Below are 19,519 nucleotides of genomic sequence, written 5' to 3'. Positions count from 1 at the left end.
ATCGGAATGACCTGGGGCCGGAAGCGCGGCGATTATACCGGGCCGGCCGCATGCACCTGAACGCTCCCCATGCCTGCCCGAACCTGCCCGAAAACGCCTTGCAGGAGCGACGTCAGTCGCGACCGGGCTTTACCGGGAAAACTTCGGTCGCGACTGACGTCGCTCCTGCGGCTGCTTCTACAGGTAGGCTCGGGCCCTCACCACCTCGCAAGGAAACCGCCATGTCCCAGTGGATCACCCTGCAAACCACCCACGGCCCGGTCCGCGCCTGGCAGGCCCTGCCCGACGCCACGCCCCGCGCCGGGCTGGTGGTGATACAGGAAATCTTCGGCGCCAACGCCCACATCCGCCATGTCGCCGGGCAATACGCCGCCGCCGGCTACGCGGTGCTGGCGCCGGCGTTCTTCGACCCGCTCGCACCGGGGCTGGAACTGGATTACGACGCCGCCGGCACCGCCCGCGGCAAGGCGCTGGTGGACGAACTCGGCATGGACCGCGCGGTGGACATCGTGGACGCCGCCGCCCGCGCGCTGGCCGGGTACGGCAAGGTCGGCACCGTGGGCTATTGCTGGGGCGGCACCATCGCCCTGCTCGCCGCGCAGCGGCTGGGCCTGCCCTCGGCCAGCTACTACGGCGCGCGCAACGTGCCCTTCCTCGATACCCCGTTCAAGGCCCCGGCCATCTTCCATTTCGGCGAGCTCGACCCCTCCATCCCGGCGGCCGCCGTTGCAGCGCATCGTGAAAAGCAACCGGCAATGCCGGTATATGTCTATCCGGCCGACCACGCCTTCAACCGCGAGGTCGGCTCGCACTACCACGCCCCGAGCGCCGACCTGGCGCGCGAACGCACCCTGGCCTTCCTCGAAGAGAACCTGCGATGACCGAAGCCATGACGTCCGATTTCGAGCTTGATACCCGCCTTGCCGCCGACAGCGTGTTGGTCGCCGACGGCCCGCTGTCCCAGATCCGGCTGATGAACGACGGCCGCTTCCCGTGGATCGTGCTGGTGCCACGCGTGGCCGGGGCCAGCGAGTGGATCGACCTGGACGGCGGCCAGCAACGCCTGCTGCTGGCCGAGATCGACCAGATTTCCCGGCACCTGAAGCAGAAGCCGAACGTCACCAAGCTCAACATCGGCGCGCTCGGCAACATCGTGCGGCAGCTGCACGTGCACCTGGTCGGCCGCCACGAGGGCGACGCCGCCTGGCCCGGCCCGGTATGGGGCAGCGGCCCGGCGCAGCGCCTGGACTCCGGCGTGCTGGCCGAGCGTGTCGAAATCTGGCGGCAGCGGCTACGATAGCCGCCACTCCAACCACGGACCTGCACGCCGATGCGCTCCAACCTGATTGCCGCACTGATCCTGATCATCGTCGGCCTGTTCTTCCTGGCCAAGAACCTGGGCTGGATCAACGGCAACATCGGCGCGATGCTGGCCACCTGGTGGCCGGCGCTGCTGGTCGTGGTCGGCATCGGCATGCTGTTCGGGCGCGGCAGGTAAGCGCGCCGACCCGCCGCCTTGCCCTTCTCCCTCCGGGAGAAGGTGGCGCGCAGCGCCGGATGAGGGTGCGGGCGAAGCCTCGTGTCGCCAACCATCATTGGGGCTTCGCTCCAACCCTCTCCCCCCCCGCTCCGCGCCCCGGCCCACGCCAGCGGCGTGGACGCTCGACCGCATGCGCGTCAGTGGCGCGCAAACCGTGCGGCCCTCGCCCCGAGGGGAGCGGGGCTCGCTCCCCCATGACGCTCCTGCAACATACCGGTGCATAAGCTGGCGCCAGCGCGATGCGCGCCACGCCGGTGGATTCGTCCATACTCGAACCACCGGTTGATGGACGGGGCCCGCGCCCCGTTGCCAGCGTCAGCGGCCGCAACGGCCGCCGCAAGCCACCCACGACAAGGAGCCCGCCATGAGCGACACGTTCTCCACCCGCAGCCAGTTGCACGTCAACGGCAAGACCTACGCCTATGCCAGCCTGCCCAAGCTGGGCGAACGCTTCGACATCTCCCACCTGCCCTGGTCGATGAAGATCCTGCTGGAGAACCTGCTCCGGCACGAGGACGGCGGCATCACCGTCGGGCCGGAGCACATCGAGGCGGTGGCGCGCTGGAACCCCGCCGCCGAGCCGGACACCGAGATCGCCTTCATGCCGGCGCGCGTGGTGTTGCAGGATTTCACCGGCGTGCCCTGCGTGGTGGACCTGGCGGCGATGCGCGACGCGGTGGTGAAGCTCGGCGGCGACGCCGAGCAGATCAACCCGCTGATCCCGTCCGAACTGGTCATCGACCACTCGGTGCAGGTGGACGTGTTCGGCCGTGCCGACGCGCTGGACCTCAACGGCAAGATCGAATTCGAGCGCAACCGCGAGCGCTACAGCTTCCTGCGCTGGGGCCAGAAGGCGTTCGGCAACTTCAAGGTGGTGCCGCCGAACACCGGCATCGTGCACCAGGTGAACCTGGAGAACCTCGCCCGCGTGGTGATGGAGCGGGAGGTTGACGGCACGCTGTGGGCGTTCCCGGACACCGTGTTCGGCACCGACTCGCACACCACCATGATCAACGGCATCGGCGTGCTCGGCTGGGGCGTGGGCGGCATCGAGGCCGAGGCGGCGATGCTCGGCCAGCCCTCGTCGATGCTGATCCCGCAGGTGGTCGGCTTCAAGCTGACCGGCAGGCTGCCCGAGGGCGCCACCGCCACCGACCTGGTGCTCACCGTCACCCAGATGCTGCGCGAGCTGGGCGTGGTCGGCAAGTTCGTCGAGTTCTACGGCGACGGCCTGCAGCACCTGCCGCTGGCCGACCGCGCCACCATCGGCAACATGGCGCCGGAGTACGGCGCCACCTGCGGCATCTTCCCGATCGACGCCGAATCGCTGAACTACCTGCGCCTGTCCGGGCGCAGCGAGGAGCAGATCGCGCTGGTGGAAGCCTATGCCCGGGCGCAGGGCCTGTGGCACACGCCCGACAGCCCGCACGCGCAGTACAGCGCCACGCTGGAGCTGGACATGGGCGAGGTGCAGCCTTCGCTGGCCGGCCCCAAGCGCCCGCAGGACCGGGTGCTGCTGGGCGACATGAAGCAGGCCTACCGCCAGGCGGTGGCCCCGCTGGCGGCCGCGCGCGACAGGCGCAGCCCGGAGGTGGCCGACTTCATCGCCGAGGGCGGCACCGCGGCGGTGGGCAACGATGGCCTGAGCAAGGGCGTGGCCCACATCGAGATCGACGGCCAGCCGATCAAGCTCAAGGACGGTGCGGTGGTGATCGCCGCCATCACCTCCTGCACCAACACCTCCAACCCGGCGGTGATGGTCGGCGCCGGGCTGCTGGCGCGCAACGCCGCCGCACGCGGGCTGAAGCGCCAGCCGTGGGTCAAGACCTCGCTCGGGCCGGGCTCGCGCGTGGTCACCGACTACCTGGCCAAGGCCGGGCTGCTGGACGAGCTGGAGAAGGTCGGCTTCTACGTCGTCGGCTACGGCTGCACCACCTGCATCGGCAACTCCGGCCCGCTGCCGCTGGAGGTCAGCGCCGGCATCGCCGCCGGCGACCTGGTGGTGACCTCGGTGTTGTCGGGCAACCGCAACTTCGAGGGCCGCATCCACCCCGAAGTGAAGATGAATTATCTGGCCAGCCCGCCGCTAGTGGTGGCCTATGCGCTGGCCGGCACCACCGACATCGACCTGACCCGCGAGCCGCTGGGTACCGGCAGCGACGGCCAGCCGGTGTACCTGCGCGACATCTGGCCGAGCAGCAAGGAGATCGGCGACGTCATCGCCGCCACCATCGGCCCGGAGATGTTCAAGCAGAACTACGCCGACGTATTCAAGGGCGACAGCCGCTGGGCACGGATCGAATCGCCGGAAGGCCAGGCCTACCAGTGGAACGCCGACTCGACCTACATCAAGAACCCGCCCTACTTCGACGGCATGACCATGCAGGTGGGCAGCATCGGCGACATCTTCGGCGCGCGCGTGCTGGGCCTGTTCGGCGACTCGATCACCACCGACCACATCTCCCCGGCCGGCAACATCAAGAAGGACTCGCCGGCCGGCCGCTTCCTGCAGTCGCGCGGCGTGCAACCAGCCGACTTCAACAGCTACGGCTCGCGGCGCGGCAACGACGACGTGATGGTGCGCGGCACCTTCGCCAACATCCGCATCAAGAACCTGTTCTTCGGCGGCGAGGAAGGCGGCAACACGCTGTACTTCGGTGTGCAGCCGCCGCAGAAAATGTCCATCTACGACGCGGCGATGAAGTACAAGGCCGACGGCGTGCCGCTGGTGGTCATCGCCGGCAAGGAATACGGCACCGGCTCCAGCCGCGACTGGGCGGCCAAGGGCACCAACCTGCTCGGGGTGAAGGCGGTGATCGCCGAGAGCTTCGAGCGCATCCACCGCTCCAACCTGGTCGGCATGGGCGTGCTGCCGCTGCAGTTCCAGGCGGGCGAGAACGCGCAAACGCTGGGACTGGACGGCACCGAAAGCTTCGACGTCACCGGGCTGGACGATGGCAAGGCCAAGCTCGCCACCGTCACCGCCACCCGCGCCGATGGCACCCGCAGGAGCTTCCAGGCCCATGTGTTGCTGCTGACGCCGAAGGAAGTCGAATACTTCCGCAATGGTGGTCTGTTGCAGTACGTGTTGCGGCAATTGGCGGCGAAGAAGGCGGCTTGAGCAATTAGCCCCTCTCCCATCGGGGCGAGGGGCGCACGGTTTGCGCGCCACTGGCGCGCGTGCGGTTGAGCGCCCACGCCGCTGGCGTGGGCCGGGGCGCGGAGCGGAGATTGGGGTGAGGGGTAAACGTAGTCCAGATGGTTAACCATCATGGACTTCGCTCGCCCCTCATCCGCCCCTGCGGGGCACCTTCTCCCGGAGGGAGAAGGAATCCCCGACTCATCCCGCCATGCTGGCGTTGTCGATGACGAAGCGGTACTTCACGTCACCCTTCAGCATGCGCTCGTAGGCCGCGTTGATCTCGTCGGCGCGGATCAGCTCGATGTCGGCGACGATGCCGTGTTCGGCACAGAAATCCAGCATTTCCTGGGTCTCGGGGATGCCGCCGATCATCGAGCCGGCGATGGCACGACGCTTCATGATCAGGTTGAACACGTTGGGCGACGGGTGCGGCGTGGCCGGCGCACCGACCAGCGCCATCGTGCCATCGCGCTTGAGCAGCGCCAGGAAGGCGTCCAGATCGTGCGGCATGGCCACCGTGTTGAGGATGAAGTCGAAGCGCCTGCGTTGCGCCTTCATCTCTTCGGCATTGCGCGAAACGACCACCTCGTCCGCACCCAGCGCCCGGGCCGCCGCGCGCTTGGATTCTGACGTGGTGAAGGCCACCACGTGCGCGCCCAGCGCATGCGCCAGCTTGATGCCCATGTGGCCGAGGCCGCCGATGCCGACCACGCCCACCGTGTGCCCCGGCCCCACCTGCCAGTGGCGCAGCGGCGACCACGTGGTGATGCCGGCGCACAGCAGCGGCGCCACCGCCGCCAGCTGTGCCTCGGGGTGGCGTATGCGCAGCACGTAGCGTTCGTGCACGACGATCTGCTGCGAGTAGCCGCCCAGCGTGTGGCCGGGCGCATCCGCGGTCGGGCCGTTGTAGGTGCCGACCATGTGGTCGCAATAGTTTTCCAGCCCTTCCCCGCAGTCGGCGCACTGCCTGCAGCTGTCGACGATGCAGCCGACGCCGACCAGGTCGCCGACCCGGAAATCCGTCACCTGTGCTCCCACCGCCGCCACCCGGCCGACGATCTCGTGGCCCGGCACGCAGGGGTACAGGGTGCCGGCCCACTCCGAACGCACCTGGTGGATGTCCGAATGGCAGACCCCGCAATAGGCGATGTCGATGCGCACGTCATGCGCGCCCGGCGCGCGCCGGGGGATGTCGAGGGGCTGGAGGGGCTGGTCGCCCGCGTGTGCGCCCCAGGCTTTGATCGTCATGGTGTCTGTCCTCTGCTTCGGGCCGGAGCGGCTCGGTCTTCGGGAACAGTACCGGCCACGCCGACAAGGTGCTATTCGAACGCGCCGATGCTGTCGTGGCTGAGGTTGTCGAAGCGGGTGTATTCGCCGAAGAACTTGAGCTTGCACGAGCCGGTCGGGCCGCCGCGGTGCTTGCCGATGATGATCTCGGCCAGGCCCTTGTCCGGCGAGTTTTCCTTGTTGTAGTACTCGTCGCGGTAGATGAACACGATCATGTCCGCGTCCTGCTCGATGGCGCCCGATTCGCGCAGGTCGGCCATCACCGGGCGCTTGTCGGTGCGCGTTTCCAGCGAACGGTTGAGCTGGGACAGCGCGATCACCGGCACGTTCAGTTCCTTCGCCAGCCCCTTCAGCGAACGGCTGATCTCGGAAATCTCGGTGGCGCGGTTCTCGCTGTTGCCGGGCACGCTCATCAGCTGCAGGTAGTCGATCACCACCAGCCCGAGGTCGTGCTCGCGCTTGAGCCGGCGGCACTTGGAACGCAGTACCTCCGGCGACACGCCCGGCGTGTCGTCGATGAAGATCTTGGTTTCCTTGAGCATGCGGATGGCGCCAGTGACGCGGCTCCAGTCCTCGTCCTCCAGCTGGCCGGTGCGCAGGCGCGTGGCGTTGATGCGGCCGTTGGAGGAAATCAGGCGCATCGCCAGCTGCGAGGCCGACATTTCCATCGAGAACACCGCCACGCCCTTCTTCGACTTGATCGCCGCGTACTCGGCGATGTTCAGCGCGAAGGTGGTCTTGCCCATCGCCGGGCGCGCGGCCAGGATGATCAGGTCGGTCGGCTGCAGGCCGGCTGTCATCTGGTCGAATTCGTTGTAGCCGGTCGGCAGGCCGGTGATGTTGCCGCCGTTCTCGAAGCGGTTGCGCAGTTCCTCGAACGCATCCTTCAGCGCGCCGGGCATGGCCACGAAGTCGGTGCGGCCGCGCGCGCCCTGTTCGGCGATGGCGAACACCGACTTTTCCGCCGCTGCCAGCAACTCGGTGCTTTCGCGGCCCTCCGGCTGGAAGCCGTCGTTGACGATGTCGGTGCCGACCTGGATCAACTGCCGCAGCACCGCCTTGTCGCGCACGATCTCGGCATAGGCGCCGATGTTGGCCGCCGACGGCGTGGTGCTGGCCAGCTCGATCAGGTAGGCGCCGTCGCCGACCTGCTCCAGCTTGCCCTGCGACTCGAACCACTCGCCCAGCGTCACTGCGTCGAACGGGCGGTCGCGCTCGGACAGCTCGCGGATCGCGCGGTAGATCAGCTGGTGGTCGCGGCGGTAGAAATCCTTCTCGGTCAGCGCCTCGTTGACCCGGTCGAACGCCTCCGGCGCCAGCATCAGGCCGCCGAGCACGGCCTGCTCGGCCTCCACCGAATGCGGCGGCACGCGCAGGGTGTCGATGCGCTGCTCGGCGCGGTCGGGGCGGTCGGAACGGAAACCGGGACGGGCGGACATGGAAACCTGCTGCTGCGGAAAAGCCGGGCGCCCAATGGTAGGCGGATGCCGGCCGTCGATGTGGGGATAGTTCTGTGGACAAGTTGTCCGCAGCCGGTGGATGTGGGCGCAAGGCAGGCAGCACAAGGGATCGCGGCCGGTGCAGCGGCAACCGGCGTCCCCAGGCACCGGTTGCGTTCATCACCTGCGGGCGCCCCGCTCAGTGCTGCCGGTGCGCCGCGATCCAGTCCATGAAGCGATCGACATAGCCCTGCAGGAACTTGCGGGTGCCATCGTTGCCGATGCCGCCATCGGCGTCGATCAGCCCTTCCTTGTACTGCAGGAAGGCTTCCGGTTGCGCCATCACCGCCAGATTCACGAACACCAGCACGTTGCGCAGGTGCTGCTGCGCCATCGCCGTGCCGGCTGCGCCCGGCGAGGTGCCGATCACCGCCGCCGGCTTGCCGTCGAAGGCGTTGTCGCCATAGGGCCGCGAGGCGGTGTCGATGGCGTTCTTGAGCACCCCGGGGATGGAGCGGTTGTATTCGGCGGTGACGAACAGCACCGCGTCGGCCTGGCGGATGCGGTCCTTCAGGCGCGTACCCTGCACCGGGAAATCCGTGTCGTGGTCCTGGTTGTAGAGCGGGATGTCGCCGATGTTCAGGTATTCGAAATGCGCCCGCCCGCCGGCCAGTTTTTCCAGTGCCAGGGCGAGGCGGCGGTTGAAGGATTCCTTGCGCAGGCTGCCGACGAATACGGCGATGCGATACGGTTCCATGACGACCTCGGTCGGAAGGGAGGCCCCAGCCTAGCCCCCGCTTCCTTCGCGGCCGGTGAAGAGCGGCGTGGCCGCCGGCGCCATGCCCGGCACCGGCGGAACATCTGCTTGCCGCCGTGCGCGGGCGGTCACGCCCCGGCCAGTTCGGCGGCAGCGGCCACCACGTCGTCGACGCCCGGCAGCACCAGCAATGCGGCGCCGGCCAGCGGCGTGTAGGTATCGGCGCCGGTTACCCGGCGCAGCGGCATGGCGCCGAAACCGGCCTCGACCAGCGCGGTGACCACGCCCTCGCCGACGCCGGCGCTGTAGCGGCCCTCGTCGAGCACGATGATGCGTTTCGCGCCGCGCGCCTGTCCGGCGATGTAGGCGGCATCGAGCGGCACCAGCCAGCGCAGGTCCACCACCCGCACCTTCCAGCCTTGTGCCGCCTCGATGGCCCTGGCCGCGCGCAAGGCCATCGGCACGCCGTTGCCATAGGTGATGACCAGCAGGTCGTCGTTGCCCTCGCCGTAGACACGGCCCTGCCCGGGTTCCAGCGCCTGCTCCGGCGCCGGGTAAGGGAACAGCCACTGGCCGTCGCCGGCCTCGTGCAGGTCCTTGGCCATGTACAGCGCGATCGGTTCGAGGAACACGCACACGCGCCCGTCCACCTTCGACAGCGCGGCCAGCGTGCGCAGCATCATCGCCGCGTCGTCGCCACGCGAGGGGCAGCCGACCACCAGCCCGGGGATGTCGCGGATCGCGGCGATCGAGTTGTCGTTGTGGAAGTGGCCGCCGAAGCCCTTCTGGTAGCCCAGCCCGGCGATGCGCACCAGCATCGGGTTGCGGTACTGGTCGTTGGAGAAGAACTGCAGCGAGCAGGCTTCGCCGCGCAACTGGTCGATGGCGTTGTGCAGGTAGGCCAGGTACTGGATTTCCGGCACCGGCAGCATGCCCATGTTGGCGAAGCCCTGGGCCATGCCGAGGATAGTGGTTTCGTCGAGCAGGGTGTTGAACACCCGGCGCGGGCCGAAGGCCTTGTGCAGGCCCTTGGTCACCGTGTAGACGCCGCCCTTCTGCGCCACGTCCTCGCCGAACAACAGCGTTTCCGGATACTTGCAGAACAGGTCGTGCAATGCGTTGTTTATCTGGATCGCCAGGTGCCGCGGCGGCAGGTTCTCCGGCAACGCGGCCTCGCCGCCGAACACCTGCAGGCGGCGCTCGCCGTAGTCGGCGCGCGTGGCTTCGGCGCGCACCTTGTCGGGCGTGTACGGCGCCAGTGGCGCGACCACGTCCTTCAACGTGGTCAGCCGCGGGCGCGTATCCGCGTCCTCGGCGGCGGCGAAGCAGCGCGCGCGGGTGCGCTCGTACAGCGCCAGTACCTCGTCGGCGCCCATCGCCCCGGATTCGACCGCGATCTGCGCCGAGCGCAGCAGCGGGTCGCCGGCCTCCACCGCGCACAGTTCCTCCAGCGCGCGCCACTCGATCTCGAAATCGGTACCGGCATGGCCCATCAACCGGGTGGTGCGCAGGTGCAGGAAGGTCGGGCGGCGGGTGCGGCGACAATGTTCGACCGCACGCTGCACGTCGGCATAGCCGGCGGCCAGGTCCAGGCCGTCGGCGAAGAAATAGTCCAGGTCCGGGCGGTTGCGGAAGCTCTCGGCGATCCAGCCGCCGGGCGTCTTCACCGAGATGCCGATGCCGTTGTCCTCGCACACGTACAGCACCGGCGCCGGCAGCTTCTGGTAGGCGGTCCACGAGGCGGCGTTGAACGCGGTCTGCGCGGTGGCGTGGTTGGCCGAGGCATCGCCGAACGAGCAGATGGCGATGCTGTCCTCCGGCACCGGCAGTTGCAGCCCCAGCCGCTTGCCGGCCTCGATCGCCATCGCCGTGCCGAGGGCCTTGGGCAGGTGCGAAGCAATCGTGGAGGTCTGCGGCAACACCCACAGCGGCTTGCTGCCCCACACCTTGTGGCGGCCGCCGCTGGCCGGGTCCTCGGCGCTGGCGGCGAAGGACAGCGCCGAATCCATCACCGGGTCCATCCCCGGCAGCTTGCGGAAGCGCTCGGCCATGAAGCCACCGGAGCGGTAGTGCAGGAACGCCGGATCGGTATGGCGGGTGGCGCGCGCCACCATCGCATTGCCCTCGTGGCCGGACGAACCGATGGTATAGAAGACCTTGTTCTGCACGCGCAGCACCCGCGCCATCAGGTCGAGGTGGCGGCTGATCAGCTGCGATTCGAACAACTCGCGGAACCCCTTCGCATCCAGCGCGCTGCCCGGCAACACCGGCGCCTGTTCCTGCGGCGCGTTGCCTGGCCCCGGCCCCAGCCCCTTCACGAACTCGATGAAATTGGCGTCGCAGATCTCGGCACGGTTCAGGCCCTTCATGCGGGCCGGGATGGGGTTGGGGACACGGGCGAACATTCGAATGCGGCTCCACGACACGACGGGTTGGAATCGCGCCATCACACCGGAACCGGGGCTGCCCGGTAAAGCTGCGACCGCAGCAAAAACGGGTGCGTGCGCGGAGACGTGGCCGGCTCATGCGTGCCTTGCACCACCGCTACCGTGCGCGGTCATTCCATGCCACGCATGCAGCCGTCGTCCAGCGGAAACCCGCCGGTTCAGCGCCCGGCCAGCCAGGCCCGTCGCGATTGTCCCCAGACCTCGACTTCGACCTCGTGCGGCGGCGGCAACACCGCGGTGCGCAGCACCTGCGAGCCGAGCTTGCGCGCCACCGCCTGCGAGTTGCGGTTGTCCGGCGCGATGGTGTGGATCACCTCCGGCCAATCCAATGCGCCGAAGGCCCAGTCGATGGCCGCGCGCGCGGCCTCTGGCGCGTAGCCACGCCCCCAGCAGGCCGGGACGATGCTCCAGCCCACCTCCGGCCCCGGCCAGCCATGCGGCTGCCACGGCCCGACCCGGCCAACCCAGCGCCCGCTGTCCTTCTCGATCACCGAGAACATCGAATAGCCCAGCAACTGCCAGCTGCCGGTCAATGCGGCAAGGCTGCGCCAGGCCACCGATGGCGCCTGTATGCCGCCCAGGTGCTGCATCGCCACCGGGTCGGCGCAGAACGCGGCAAAGGCGTCGAAGTCCTCCGCCGCGGGCGGGCGCAGCAGCAACCGCTCGGTTTCCACGCGCAGGTCGAAAATGCTCATCGCAGGATTCCCGTGTTTCCGGCCTGCCACGCTACCACCGGCCCGGCAGTTCAGGCCGGCATGCGCCCGCTGGCCGCACCGTAGGCCAGGCGCACGGCCTCGAATCCATGTTTGCGCTCCAGCCGGCGCACGATGAAATGCCCGCGCGCCATGTCCTGGTAATAGCCGATGAACAAGGTGTTCAAGGTGGCGCCGGCCACCGCGCCGATCACCGGTACCGCCTGCGCGACGAATTTCTCCGACACCACCACGCCGAAGCGCGCGGCGACCTTCTCCACGATCCGCGCCAGCCACTTGCCCGCTTCCTTCGGCCCCAGCCCCAGCAACAGGCCGTGGCCGCCGCCCAGCGTGGTACCGGCCAGTTCCGCCGACAGGTGCCGCACCAGTTCGGTGGTGAAGCCGCGCGCGAGGTAATAACCGGTTTCGCTGGCATCGTCGGCGCCGGAGCTGCCGCCCAGCGCGAATACTTCAAGGCAGGCCTGGCGGGTGGCGTGATCGTGCAGGTCGAAGCCTTCGCTGCGGGCGATGTCGGCCACCGCGCGCATGATGATGGTGGTGGACAGCGGCAGTTCGATCGCCAGCGCCGGCAGGCCGCCGGCCCCGCCCAACGCACCGGATGCGGCCGCCGCCAGCTTGTGCAGCCGCGGCGATGCCGGCTTGCCGGGCTGTTGGGTGTCCATGCTCCACAGCGCGGCCTGCGCGGCCTTGTAGAGCGCGGCCTCGGCCATGCCCTGGATGCGTCTGGAAACCCCGGCCGGCAGCTTGCGTACCGCGAACTCCAGCGGCGAGCCGACCAGGTTGGCCATGCGCGCGGTCAGCGTCGGCGCCTCCAGCAAGGCCACCGCGCGTTGCAGGTCGGCCATGTCCTGCGGGCAATCCTGCAATGGCACCGCCAGCTCGCCCATCGCGCTCAGGTCGTCTCCGGCATGCCCGGCAACCCGGCCAGCGTGCCCATGAACTGCCGGTAGTGGCGCAGCTCGGCGATCGAATCGTGCACGTCGCTCAGCGCGGTGTGGCTGGAGGTCTTGCTCACCGCCGCCGACACCTGCGGCGCCCAGCGCCGGGCCAGTTCCTTGATCGTGGAGACGTCGAGGTTGCGGTAATGGAAATAGCGCTCCAGCCGCGGCATCTGCCGGTGCAGGAAGCGGCGGTCCTGGCAGATGGAATTGCCGCACATCGGCGAAGCGCCGGCCTTGATCCAGTCCTGCAGGAAGGCGATGGTGCGTGCCTCGGCCTGCCCCATCGTGACCTCGCTCTCGACCACGCGCTGCCACAGCCCCGAGTGGCGATGCTGGTTGCGGTTCCACTCGTCCATCGCCTCCAGCGTTTCCAGCGGATGCGCGATGGCGAACTCCGGACCCTCGGCCAGCACGTTGAGCTGCGCGTCGGTCACCACGGTGGCGATCTCGATGATCGAATCGTTGTCGGTATCCAACCCGGTCATTTCCAGGTCGATCCAGATCAAGCGGTCGTTGCTGTGGTCCGTCATGCATTGCCTCTGCGGGGTCGTCGGCGATTGCGCCGTGCGGAATATCGGACCCACATGATACGCCCCGGATACCAAGCCACATCACGGATATCGTGGCTGTCCTCTGCCGAACCCCACGAGTCGATACAGCGCATCGCCAAGGGAGTCTGCCATCCTCAGGCATGCATGCCGTGGGTAGCGGTCTGGACCTGCCCGATCTGCTGCTCGTGTTCCTGTACGAGTCGCTGTCCGGCGGACCGTTGTTCCATGTGCCGGGTACTTTGTTCGAGTGACGTGTTCATGGCCTGCAGCGTCTCCACCGACACGCGCAGGTGCGCCGGATCATGCACGTCTCCCTGTACCGCGAAAGTTCGGCTGGCATCGTTGTTCATCGCCACCACGTCGATGCGCTTGCCGCCGGCGACATGCATCTCCGCCGCCAAAGCACCGGCAAGCTGGTTGCTCGTGTGGTCAGGTGTACGACCCACGCGGGCGTCTTGCGCATGGACACCGCGCTGCGCATCAAGGAACAGCGAATGGCCGGGATGAATCGAATCATCCATGCGCAGGATGCCGCTGCGCTCGTGCGGCTTCTCCACTTCCCTGCGCGCCGGTTCACCCGGATCCAACGGACCACGGATGCGGTCGTACAGGTCCATGACCGCCCCCGGTCCGCCACGGGAGAGCGTGGTGACACTCCCGCGCAGCGCTTCCAGCTTGCCGCGGTATTCCTCGATCATTTTCCCGTTGTCACGGGCAAGTGCCTGCGCTTCCGGCTTACCAAGCACGGATTCGTTGCCGAGAAAATTTCCCAGCTTGTGCGAGCCGATCGAGTGGGCCGCAGCAACGAGCGTGCTGTCCGGGATCAACGCACGGAAGGCACTGTTGCTGAAACCGCAGTTGCCGAGAGTCCTGATCTCCTCCTGCGTGGCATACACCCGCACCTGACCAAAATGCGAAGAGGCCGCGCTGACCGGATCGGCCGCCATCACGTGATTGAGCATGGTGGAACCGCCTTCGGGAATCCGATACCCGAGGCTGGCGGCACCATAGGCGTTGAAGGTTTCGCCCTTGAGGTCGAAGTGATGGGCGCTGATCTGGGCCAGGGTTCCGCCCAACGAATGGCCAGTAACGGTGACCTGCGGCACATGACCAAAGTCGGAATTTTCAGCGTAAACCGTGGCCCTCCGAGTAATTTCAATCGCATCGGATGCTTGTGCATTAACTCGTGCCAGCACCATGCCACCATCCGTCAGCACCGCATCACGGATGATCTGCTCGGTACCACGATGGGCAACTATGATTTCATCCGTGTCAATGCGCTGGTAAATCGTTCCTTGATAGCCGTTGGCATGATTGTTGACGTGCTCAAGCACCTTGTATTGGTGACCATCAAGAACAACAAGCTCCTCTTCCCCCGGTTTCCGACGACCGACGATGCGATCCTTGTAAGCATCATCGGAAAGTGCTGCATAGTCCCCGCTGCTGATGGTCATGGCTGCACCTCGCTACCAGAGAGTGAGGCCGTGAACAAATTCCCCTGCAGCTCGGGACGATACTTGGACGGATCTTCCGTACCGCTCGCACCAAAGTCAGGCAGCTTTTCAGAGCGTGGGTAATGACGAGGGACGTAATATCGCGTCATAACATCCCCCTTCTTGAACCTGTCAGCCTCAATGAACGACAGGAACCGAGTTTCCCCCTCGGCACCGGTAGCTTTGAGCATCACCCCGGCACCCGTGAATTCCCAGCGACACACTCCCCGACCGTAGTAATCCTCATCCTGCATGAGGTCCAGATAGACCATGCCCCGATATTCGGTATCCGACACCTTGTGCAGGACCACGTCCTCCTGACTGGTGATACGGCTGGCAGTGCCGGTAGCAGGCTCGACATGGCCGCACTGATCTTCATTGACCACATCATATTGCGCCACGCCACTGACCACGGCGAACGGACCAGGTGCATCCTTCAGTCGCAAGGTCAATTCATACGCCTTGCGCGGAGCTGGATTGAGCTTTGCCAGCCCACGCCCTCCATTGGCAACATCGGCTTCAGCGGCGGCATGTTCCTGATTCATGGCTATCTCCGGGTTACAGGCGGTCAGAAGGAGCAAAGCAAGGCATTGGGTGAATTTCATGTGCAATGTCGACCTCCGATTGGGGAAAGTAAAAGTGCGAAACAGAGTCCCTCACACCATTCAACAACTTATGAATACAGGCTCGGAGCAAGCCGAATGGAATTTGATGCACTGCCCTCCTCCCGTATAACGGCACTCCGACGTGGGATATCTCGCTCTTGACGTCATTGATCAGAAAGCCATGCAGGTCCCTGCCGAACATCGCCATGCTCGTGGTCACGCCGACGATCAGCGCCGCGCGCGCCATGTTGGTGACCAGCACCATCATCGAGTCGCGGCTGCGGCCGGTGACGATGCGGAAGCCCTGGATCAGCACCCACAATGTCATCAGGGTCAGGGCCATGGCCCCCACCCAGCGCATGACCCGCGCGAGCAGCTCCACGCCGAAGGCGCTGATCTGCTCGTGCAGGTAATCCAGGATCAACCGGAAGAAGAAGAAATCCCCCACCGAGGACGTCGCCAGCGGGCTGTGTTGCGGGTGCAGATCAGCTCGTGGATGAGGCTGGCACAGCGTCGTCCGCCCCCAGCGGCATGGGCGCTCAACCACACGCGCGCCAGTGGCGCGTAAGCCATGCGGCCTCGCCATGGAGGGACAGGGGTTTCGGAACTGAAAATCCATCCTGATCGCGCAGTATTTCAATATCTTATGAATATTGGCTTGGAACAATCCGAATAAAATCGTACACACTGCCCCCCCCTGTATCACTGCACTTGGCGATTGCACTCTCCAACACCTCCGACTCAACAGGCCCTCGCACCAAAGATCCTTGACCTTTTCCTGATGACGGAACAACAAACGCAACACACTGATTATGATAAGCCATGGATATAGCGCAATCCCGCCCCCCCTCTGCTGCACACCTGTCCACTGCAACCCTCTCCGCCTCCACCCTAGACATCTCACCTACTGAAACACCCACCATATTGGTAGATGGCGATTCTGCAATTGCGCCCCAAGTCGTCAACCATCTCCCACTTGGAACCGGAGCAGCCTGTCCTCCTTGGTTTCCATACCCAGGAATGGGGGCGCAACCCATGACTCCCTGCCCACCTACTGGATACTGCCCTGGCGGGCAACGCCCTTCCGCCAACGCCATCCTGAAAAGCAAAAATAGATCAAGAATAAATTCATAAATTTATTCAAATTATTCATAGCGACCACCTGAAATATTATTAGCAGCATTCCCCCGCACTCCCACAGACGAAGGAATTTCGGCATTTGCTCCTGCCAACTTAGGAACAGTGATATTTGGAACACTCGCCTCCTGATACTTGTTAGTATCTGGCGCCGGCGGCGCATAACTCCCCACCGGCTGCCCCTGCGGCCCCGGCCTTGCCATGCCCGGTGACCCGCCGATCTGCGAATACGCCATGAAGCTGCCCAATGTCCCCTGGAAGAACACCGCTGCCATCGGCGGGGCGGTCAGGATCAGCGTCGTCAGGATCAGGCCCACCCCACCCTGCTGCAACGCCATGCTCGACATGCCGTCGGTGAAGTTCGAGCCCAACAGCTTGCCCAACAGGGCGCTGCCCCAGAAGGCACCGGCCACCCGCGCCACCATTTCCATCGCGATCGAGACCATCGCCGCCAGTACCGCCATCGAGAACATCGTGCCGATGCCGTAAAGCAACCAACGCTGGAACAACGACTTGGTCTGCTCGAACAGCAGGCACAGGATGAACAACGGCCCCAACCCGATGAACAAGGCCAAAGCCACCTCGTACAGCAGCAGCATCGAGCCGGCCGTCACCGCAGGCCCGCCGGTGCCCAGGCCGATGAACCACATCGCCCGCGTCTTGGCCGAGTCCAATGTCTCGTCGCCCGCCACGTCCAGCATGTCCACCGCCGACAGCGCCACCTGCATGTAGCCGAGGTTCTTGTCGATCAAGTCCTCCGGCCGGTCGTCCTTGCCGGTTACCACATGGGAGATTTCGTTCTTTACCCGCTCCCAGTGACGTGGGCGCTCAACCACACGCGCGCCAGTGGCGCGTAAGCCATGCGGCCTCGCCATGGAGGGACAGGGGTTTCGGAACTGAAAATCCATTCTGATCGTGCAGTGTTTCAATATCTTATGAAGACCGGCTTGGAACAATCCGAATAGAAACGAACGCATTTTCCACCGCCAGTGTCACTGCAACTTTCAATAGCACCACTTACTGCCCCCTCTTCAGTAGCAGCCGATGCGGAATATGCCTGCCCTTTTCCCGATGACGGGATTGCAATTGCAGCACACTGATTCTCGTACGAAATAGATATCCTGCAATTACGATCCCCTTCGGCCCCACATTTTTTGAGGGCAATAGAATCCGCATCCTCCTTCGACATCTCTCCAGCCGAAACACCCACAAGATTAGTGGTTGACGATACAGCGATCGCCCCCCAAGTTTTCAACCATTCACCAATGGGAAGTGGGGCAACATACTCTCCAGTCGATCCGACCTGCCCCCCATACCCAGGAATAGGAGCGCAGCCAGGTGCACGACTATCACCAATTGGATATTGCCCGGGCGGACACCGCCCCTCTGCCCTTACATCGAATGAAGTTATTAAATAAACAGCAAGAAGCCCAAGAAAATAATAAAAATTTCTCATCGCAGTCACCTCATTCCATGCGATTGACGCTGGCATTCCCCCGCATGCCACTAGCTGATGAATTTTCAACATTCCCCCCCCCCAACCTTGGCATCGTATCCGGAATAGAATCCCTTTTTTGGTCGTTATTGGCACTTGGCGCCGCCGGCGCATAACTCCCCACCGGCTGTCCCTGCGGCCCCGGCCTCGCCATGCCCGGGGAGCCACCAATCTGCGAGAACGGCGTAAACCCGCCCAGCGTGCCCTGGAAAAACATCGCCGCCATCGGTGGGGCGGTCAGGATCAGTGTGGTCAAAATCAGCCCGATGCCGCCCTGTTGCAGGGCCATGCTCGACATACCATCGGTGAAGTTCGAGCCCAGCAGCTTGCCCAACAGCGCGCTGCCCCAGAAGGCTCCTGCCACCCGCGCCACCATTTCCATCGCGATCGAAACCATCGCCGCCAATACCGCCATCGAGAACATCGTGCCGATGCCGTAAAGCAACCAACGCTGGAACAGCGACTTGGTCTGCTCGAACAGCAGGCACAGGATGAACAACGGCCCCAACCCGATGAACAAGGCCAGCGCAACTTCATACAGCAACAGCATCGAGCCGGCCGTCACCGCCGGGCCGCCGGTGCCCAGACCGATGAACCACATCGCCCGCGTCTTGGCCGAGTCCAGCGTCTCGTCGCCCGCCACGTCCAGCATGTCCACCGCCGACAGCGCCACCTGCATGTAGCCCAGGTTCTTGTCGATCAAGTCTTCCGGCCGGTCCTTCTTGCCGGTCACGACATGGGATATTTCGTTCTTGACGTCGTTGATCAGGAAGCCGTGCAGGTCGCGGCCGAACATCGCCATGCTCGTGGCCACGCCGACGATCAGCGCCGCGCGCGCCATGTTGGTGACAAGCACCATCATCGAGTCGCGACTGCGGCCGGTGGCGATGCGGAAGCCCTGGATCAGCACCCACAACGTCATCAGGGTCAGGGCCATGGCCCCCACCCAGCGCATGACCCGCGCGAGCAGCTCCACGCCGAAGGCGCTGATCTGCTCGTGCAGGTAATCCAGGATCAACCGGAAGAAGAAGAAATCCCCCACCGAGGACGTCGCCAGCGGGCTGTGCAGCCACTGCAGCGCTCCTTGTGTCCACGTGCCGTCCATCATCCCTAGACTCATCACTTCACCTGCCGGTTGCCCGGGCCTGCCGGGTCGTTGCGGAAAGAATCACAGTTCCAGTGCAGCCTTCAGCGTGGCGGTCTTGACCAGGGTCCCTATCGGGTTCCGCTCGCCCTTGAGGGCGCGCCCGGCCAGGATCTGCTGCATGTTCCTGAGCGTGCCGATCTGCAGGTCGTAGGTCCGAATCTGGCTTTCCCACGCCTTGAAACTCTTGTCCATCGCGGCAAAGGATTGCAGCGTGTTGTTCGACGATTCGGGCATGGTGCCGGCCTTCCGGGACGCCAGGCGGATTTGCTTGATCTTGTCCAGGATGCCCTGCACCTGCGGCATGGTGTCGCGCACCACGGTGACCGTCTCGTTGTACTTGCGGTTTTCCAGCAACTGGATGGCCATGCAGATGTTCTTCTGCTGCTCGCCGATGTCGCCGGCCAGATTCAGGTTCAGCGCACTCATGATCCCGCCCAGGCTGAGCCCACTCACGCCACAGCGCTCGGCCACGTTCCAGTCCTCGGGAATCACCGTGAGGTTGACGCTGGTGGGCATCAACGGCGAGGCGACGATCTGCTGGTACTGGGCCAGGCGGTCACGCCATTCGTTCAAAGTGGCTATCCAGCGCGTGGCATTCTGCGCATACTCGCCCGCGGCCTCGATCTGCGAGGTCAACGTATTGATCTGGTTGAGGATGCTCTGCAACAGGTTGGGGCCGACCTCGACCACCGGCCCGGCCGCCCTGGCCGGCGGCGCCGCGATCACCATCGAGATACCCAATGTCAGCGCGGCGGCCAGCGGCATGGCGTGGCGGCGCGGATTGGCAGCGGTGTTGTTTTCCATATCCATCTCCTGGCAAATGAT

The 19,519-nt window shown here is 65.4% G+C and carries 17 protein-coding genes and 2 pseudogenes; 4 read left to right on the top strand and 15 right to left on the bottom strand.

From position 1 onward, the window contains the following. The first annotated feature begins 221 nt into the window (after nt 1–221). The 4 genes from ABB34_RS06910 (at nt 222) to acnA (ending at nt 4,661) form a co-directional block, all read left to right on the top strand. On the top strand, nt 222–881 hold the full coding sequence (locus ABB34_RS06910; protein WP_057640516.1) for a dienelactone hydrolase family protein: 660 nt from the start codon (nt 222–224) through the stop codon (nt 879–881). Next, nucleotides 878–1,300 (top strand): HIT domain-containing protein, encoded by a 423-nt coding sequence (locus ABB34_RS06905; protein ID WP_152979542.1) that lies wholly within the window; start codon nt 878–880, stop codon nt 1,298–1,300. The genes ABB34_RS06910 and ABB34_RS06905 overlap by 4 nt, the downstream gene beginning before the upstream one ends. 30 nt (nt 1,301–1,330) lie before the next feature. Then, entirely contained in the window at nt 1,331–1,498 is a 168-nt protein-coding gene (locus ABB34_RS15455) for a LiaI-LiaF-like domain-containing protein (protein WP_169788707.1), read from the top strand. Nucleotides 1,499–1,904: 406 nt separating this feature from the next. After that, nucleotides 1,905–4,661: an aconitate hydratase AcnA gene (gene acnA, locus ABB34_RS06900; RefSeq protein WP_057640515.1), complete on the top strand. Its 2,757-nt coding sequence runs from the start codon at nt 1,905–1,907 to the stop codon at nt 4,659–4,661. Nucleotides 4,662–4,880: 219 nt separating this feature from the next. Here the strand turns inward: acnA and ABB34_RS06895 are convergent, their stop codons facing one another. From ABB34_RS06895 to ABB34_RS06835, 15 genes and pseudogenes are all read right to left on the bottom strand, one after another. Beyond that, complete coding sequence (locus tag ABB34_RS06895; protein ID WP_057640514.1) at nt 4,881–5,930, bottom strand: NAD(P)-dependent alcohol dehydrogenase; 1,050 nt, start codon at nt 5,928–5,930, stop codon at nt 4,881–4,883. A 71-nt stretch (nt 5,931–6,001) separates the two neighbouring features. Further along, the gene (locus ABB34_RS06890) at nt 6,002–7,408 is read right to left on the bottom strand and encodes a replicative DNA helicase (RefSeq protein WP_057640513.1); all 1,407 of its coding nucleotides are present in this window, start codon (nt 7,406–7,408) and stop codon (nt 6,002–6,004) included. Between the two features lie 199 nt (nt 7,409–7,607). After that, complete coding sequence (locus ABB34_RS06885) at nt 7,608–8,165, bottom strand: NADPH-dependent FMN reductase (RefSeq protein ID WP_057640512.1); 558 nt, start codon at nt 8,163–8,165, stop codon at nt 7,608–7,610. Nucleotides 8,166–8,293: 128 nt separating this feature from the next. Then, complete coding sequence (locus tag ABB34_RS06880; RefSeq protein ID WP_057640511.1) at nt 8,294–10,570, bottom strand: thiamine pyrophosphate-dependent enzyme; 2,277 nt, start codon at nt 10,568–10,570, stop codon at nt 8,294–8,296. A gap of 200 nt (nt 10,571–10,770) precedes the next feature. Beyond that, a complete protein-coding gene (locus ABB34_RS06875; protein ID WP_057640510.1) occupies nt 10,771–11,307 on the bottom strand; it encodes a GNAT family N-acetyltransferase in 537 nt (178 codons plus the stop codon). Nucleotides 11,308–11,357: 50 nt separating this feature from the next. Beyond that, nucleotides 11,358–12,212 carry an EcsC family protein gene (locus tag ABB34_RS06870; RefSeq protein WP_057640509.1) on the bottom strand — a complete coding sequence of 285 codons (855 nt, stop codon included), beginning with the start codon at nt 12,210–12,212 and terminating at the stop codon, nt 11,358–11,360. Nucleotides 12,213–12,217: 5 nt separating this feature from the next. Then, nucleotides 12,218–12,796, bottom strand: a complete 579-nt coding sequence (orn, locus tag ABB34_RS06865; protein WP_057640508.1) for an oligoribonuclease — start codon at nt 12,794–12,796, stop codon at nt 12,218–12,220. 155 nt (nt 12,797–12,951) lie between these two features. Beyond that, a complete protein-coding gene (locus tag ABB34_RS06860) occupies nt 12,952–14,271 on the bottom strand; it encodes an XVIPCD domain-containing protein (RefSeq protein ID WP_057640507.1) in 1,320 nt (439 codons plus the stop codon). Then, nucleotides 14,268–14,915, bottom strand: a complete 648-nt coding sequence (locus ABB34_RS06855) for a hypothetical protein (RefSeq protein WP_057640506.1) — start codon at nt 14,913–14,915, stop codon at nt 14,268–14,270. Before ABB34_RS06855 ends, ABB34_RS06860 begins: the two co-directional genes overlap by 4 nt. Before the next feature lie 139 nt (nt 14,916–15,054). After that, nucleotides 15,055–15,426, bottom strand: a pseudogene (locus ABB34_RS15220) (TrbL/VirB6 family protein); the annotation flags it as partial. A gap of 133 nt (nt 15,427–15,559) precedes the next feature. After that, on the bottom strand, nt 15,560–15,814 hold the full coding sequence (locus ABB34_RS15680; RefSeq protein WP_245625417.1) for a DUF4189 domain-containing protein: 255 nt from the start codon (nt 15,812–15,814) through the stop codon (nt 15,560–15,562). A gap of 246 nt (nt 15,815–16,060) precedes the next feature. Next, a pseudogene (locus tag ABB34_RS06845) lies at nt 16,061–16,858 on the bottom strand (TrbL/VirB6 family protein); the annotation flags it as partial. Nucleotides 16,859–16,977: 119 nt separating this feature from the next. Then, entirely contained in the window at nt 16,978–17,508 is a 531-nt protein-coding gene (locus ABB34_RS15840; protein ID WP_161808900.1) for a DUF4189 domain-containing protein, read from the bottom strand. 10 nt (nt 17,509–17,518) lie between these two features. Further along, complete coding sequence (locus ABB34_RS06840; protein WP_152979544.1) at nt 17,519–18,652, bottom strand: TrbL/VirB6 family protein; 1,134 nt, start codon at nt 18,650–18,652, stop codon at nt 17,519–17,521. Nucleotides 18,653–18,715: 63 nt separating this feature from the next. After that, complete coding sequence (locus ABB34_RS06835; protein ID WP_057640503.1) at nt 18,716–19,498, bottom strand: hypothetical protein; 783 nt, start codon at nt 19,496–19,498, stop codon at nt 18,716–18,718. Nucleotides 19,499–19,519 lie beyond the last annotated feature (21 nt).

The organism is Stenotrophomonas daejeonensis (assembly GCF_001431505.1).
In the GTDB taxonomy this organism is placed as follows: Bacteria; Pseudomonadota; Gammaproteobacteria; order Xanthomonadales; family Xanthomonadaceae; genus Stenotrophomonas; species Stenotrophomonas daejeonensis.
Note: the sequence above shows the minus strand (reverse complement) of the source record. Positions and strands in the feature narration are given on the sequence as shown.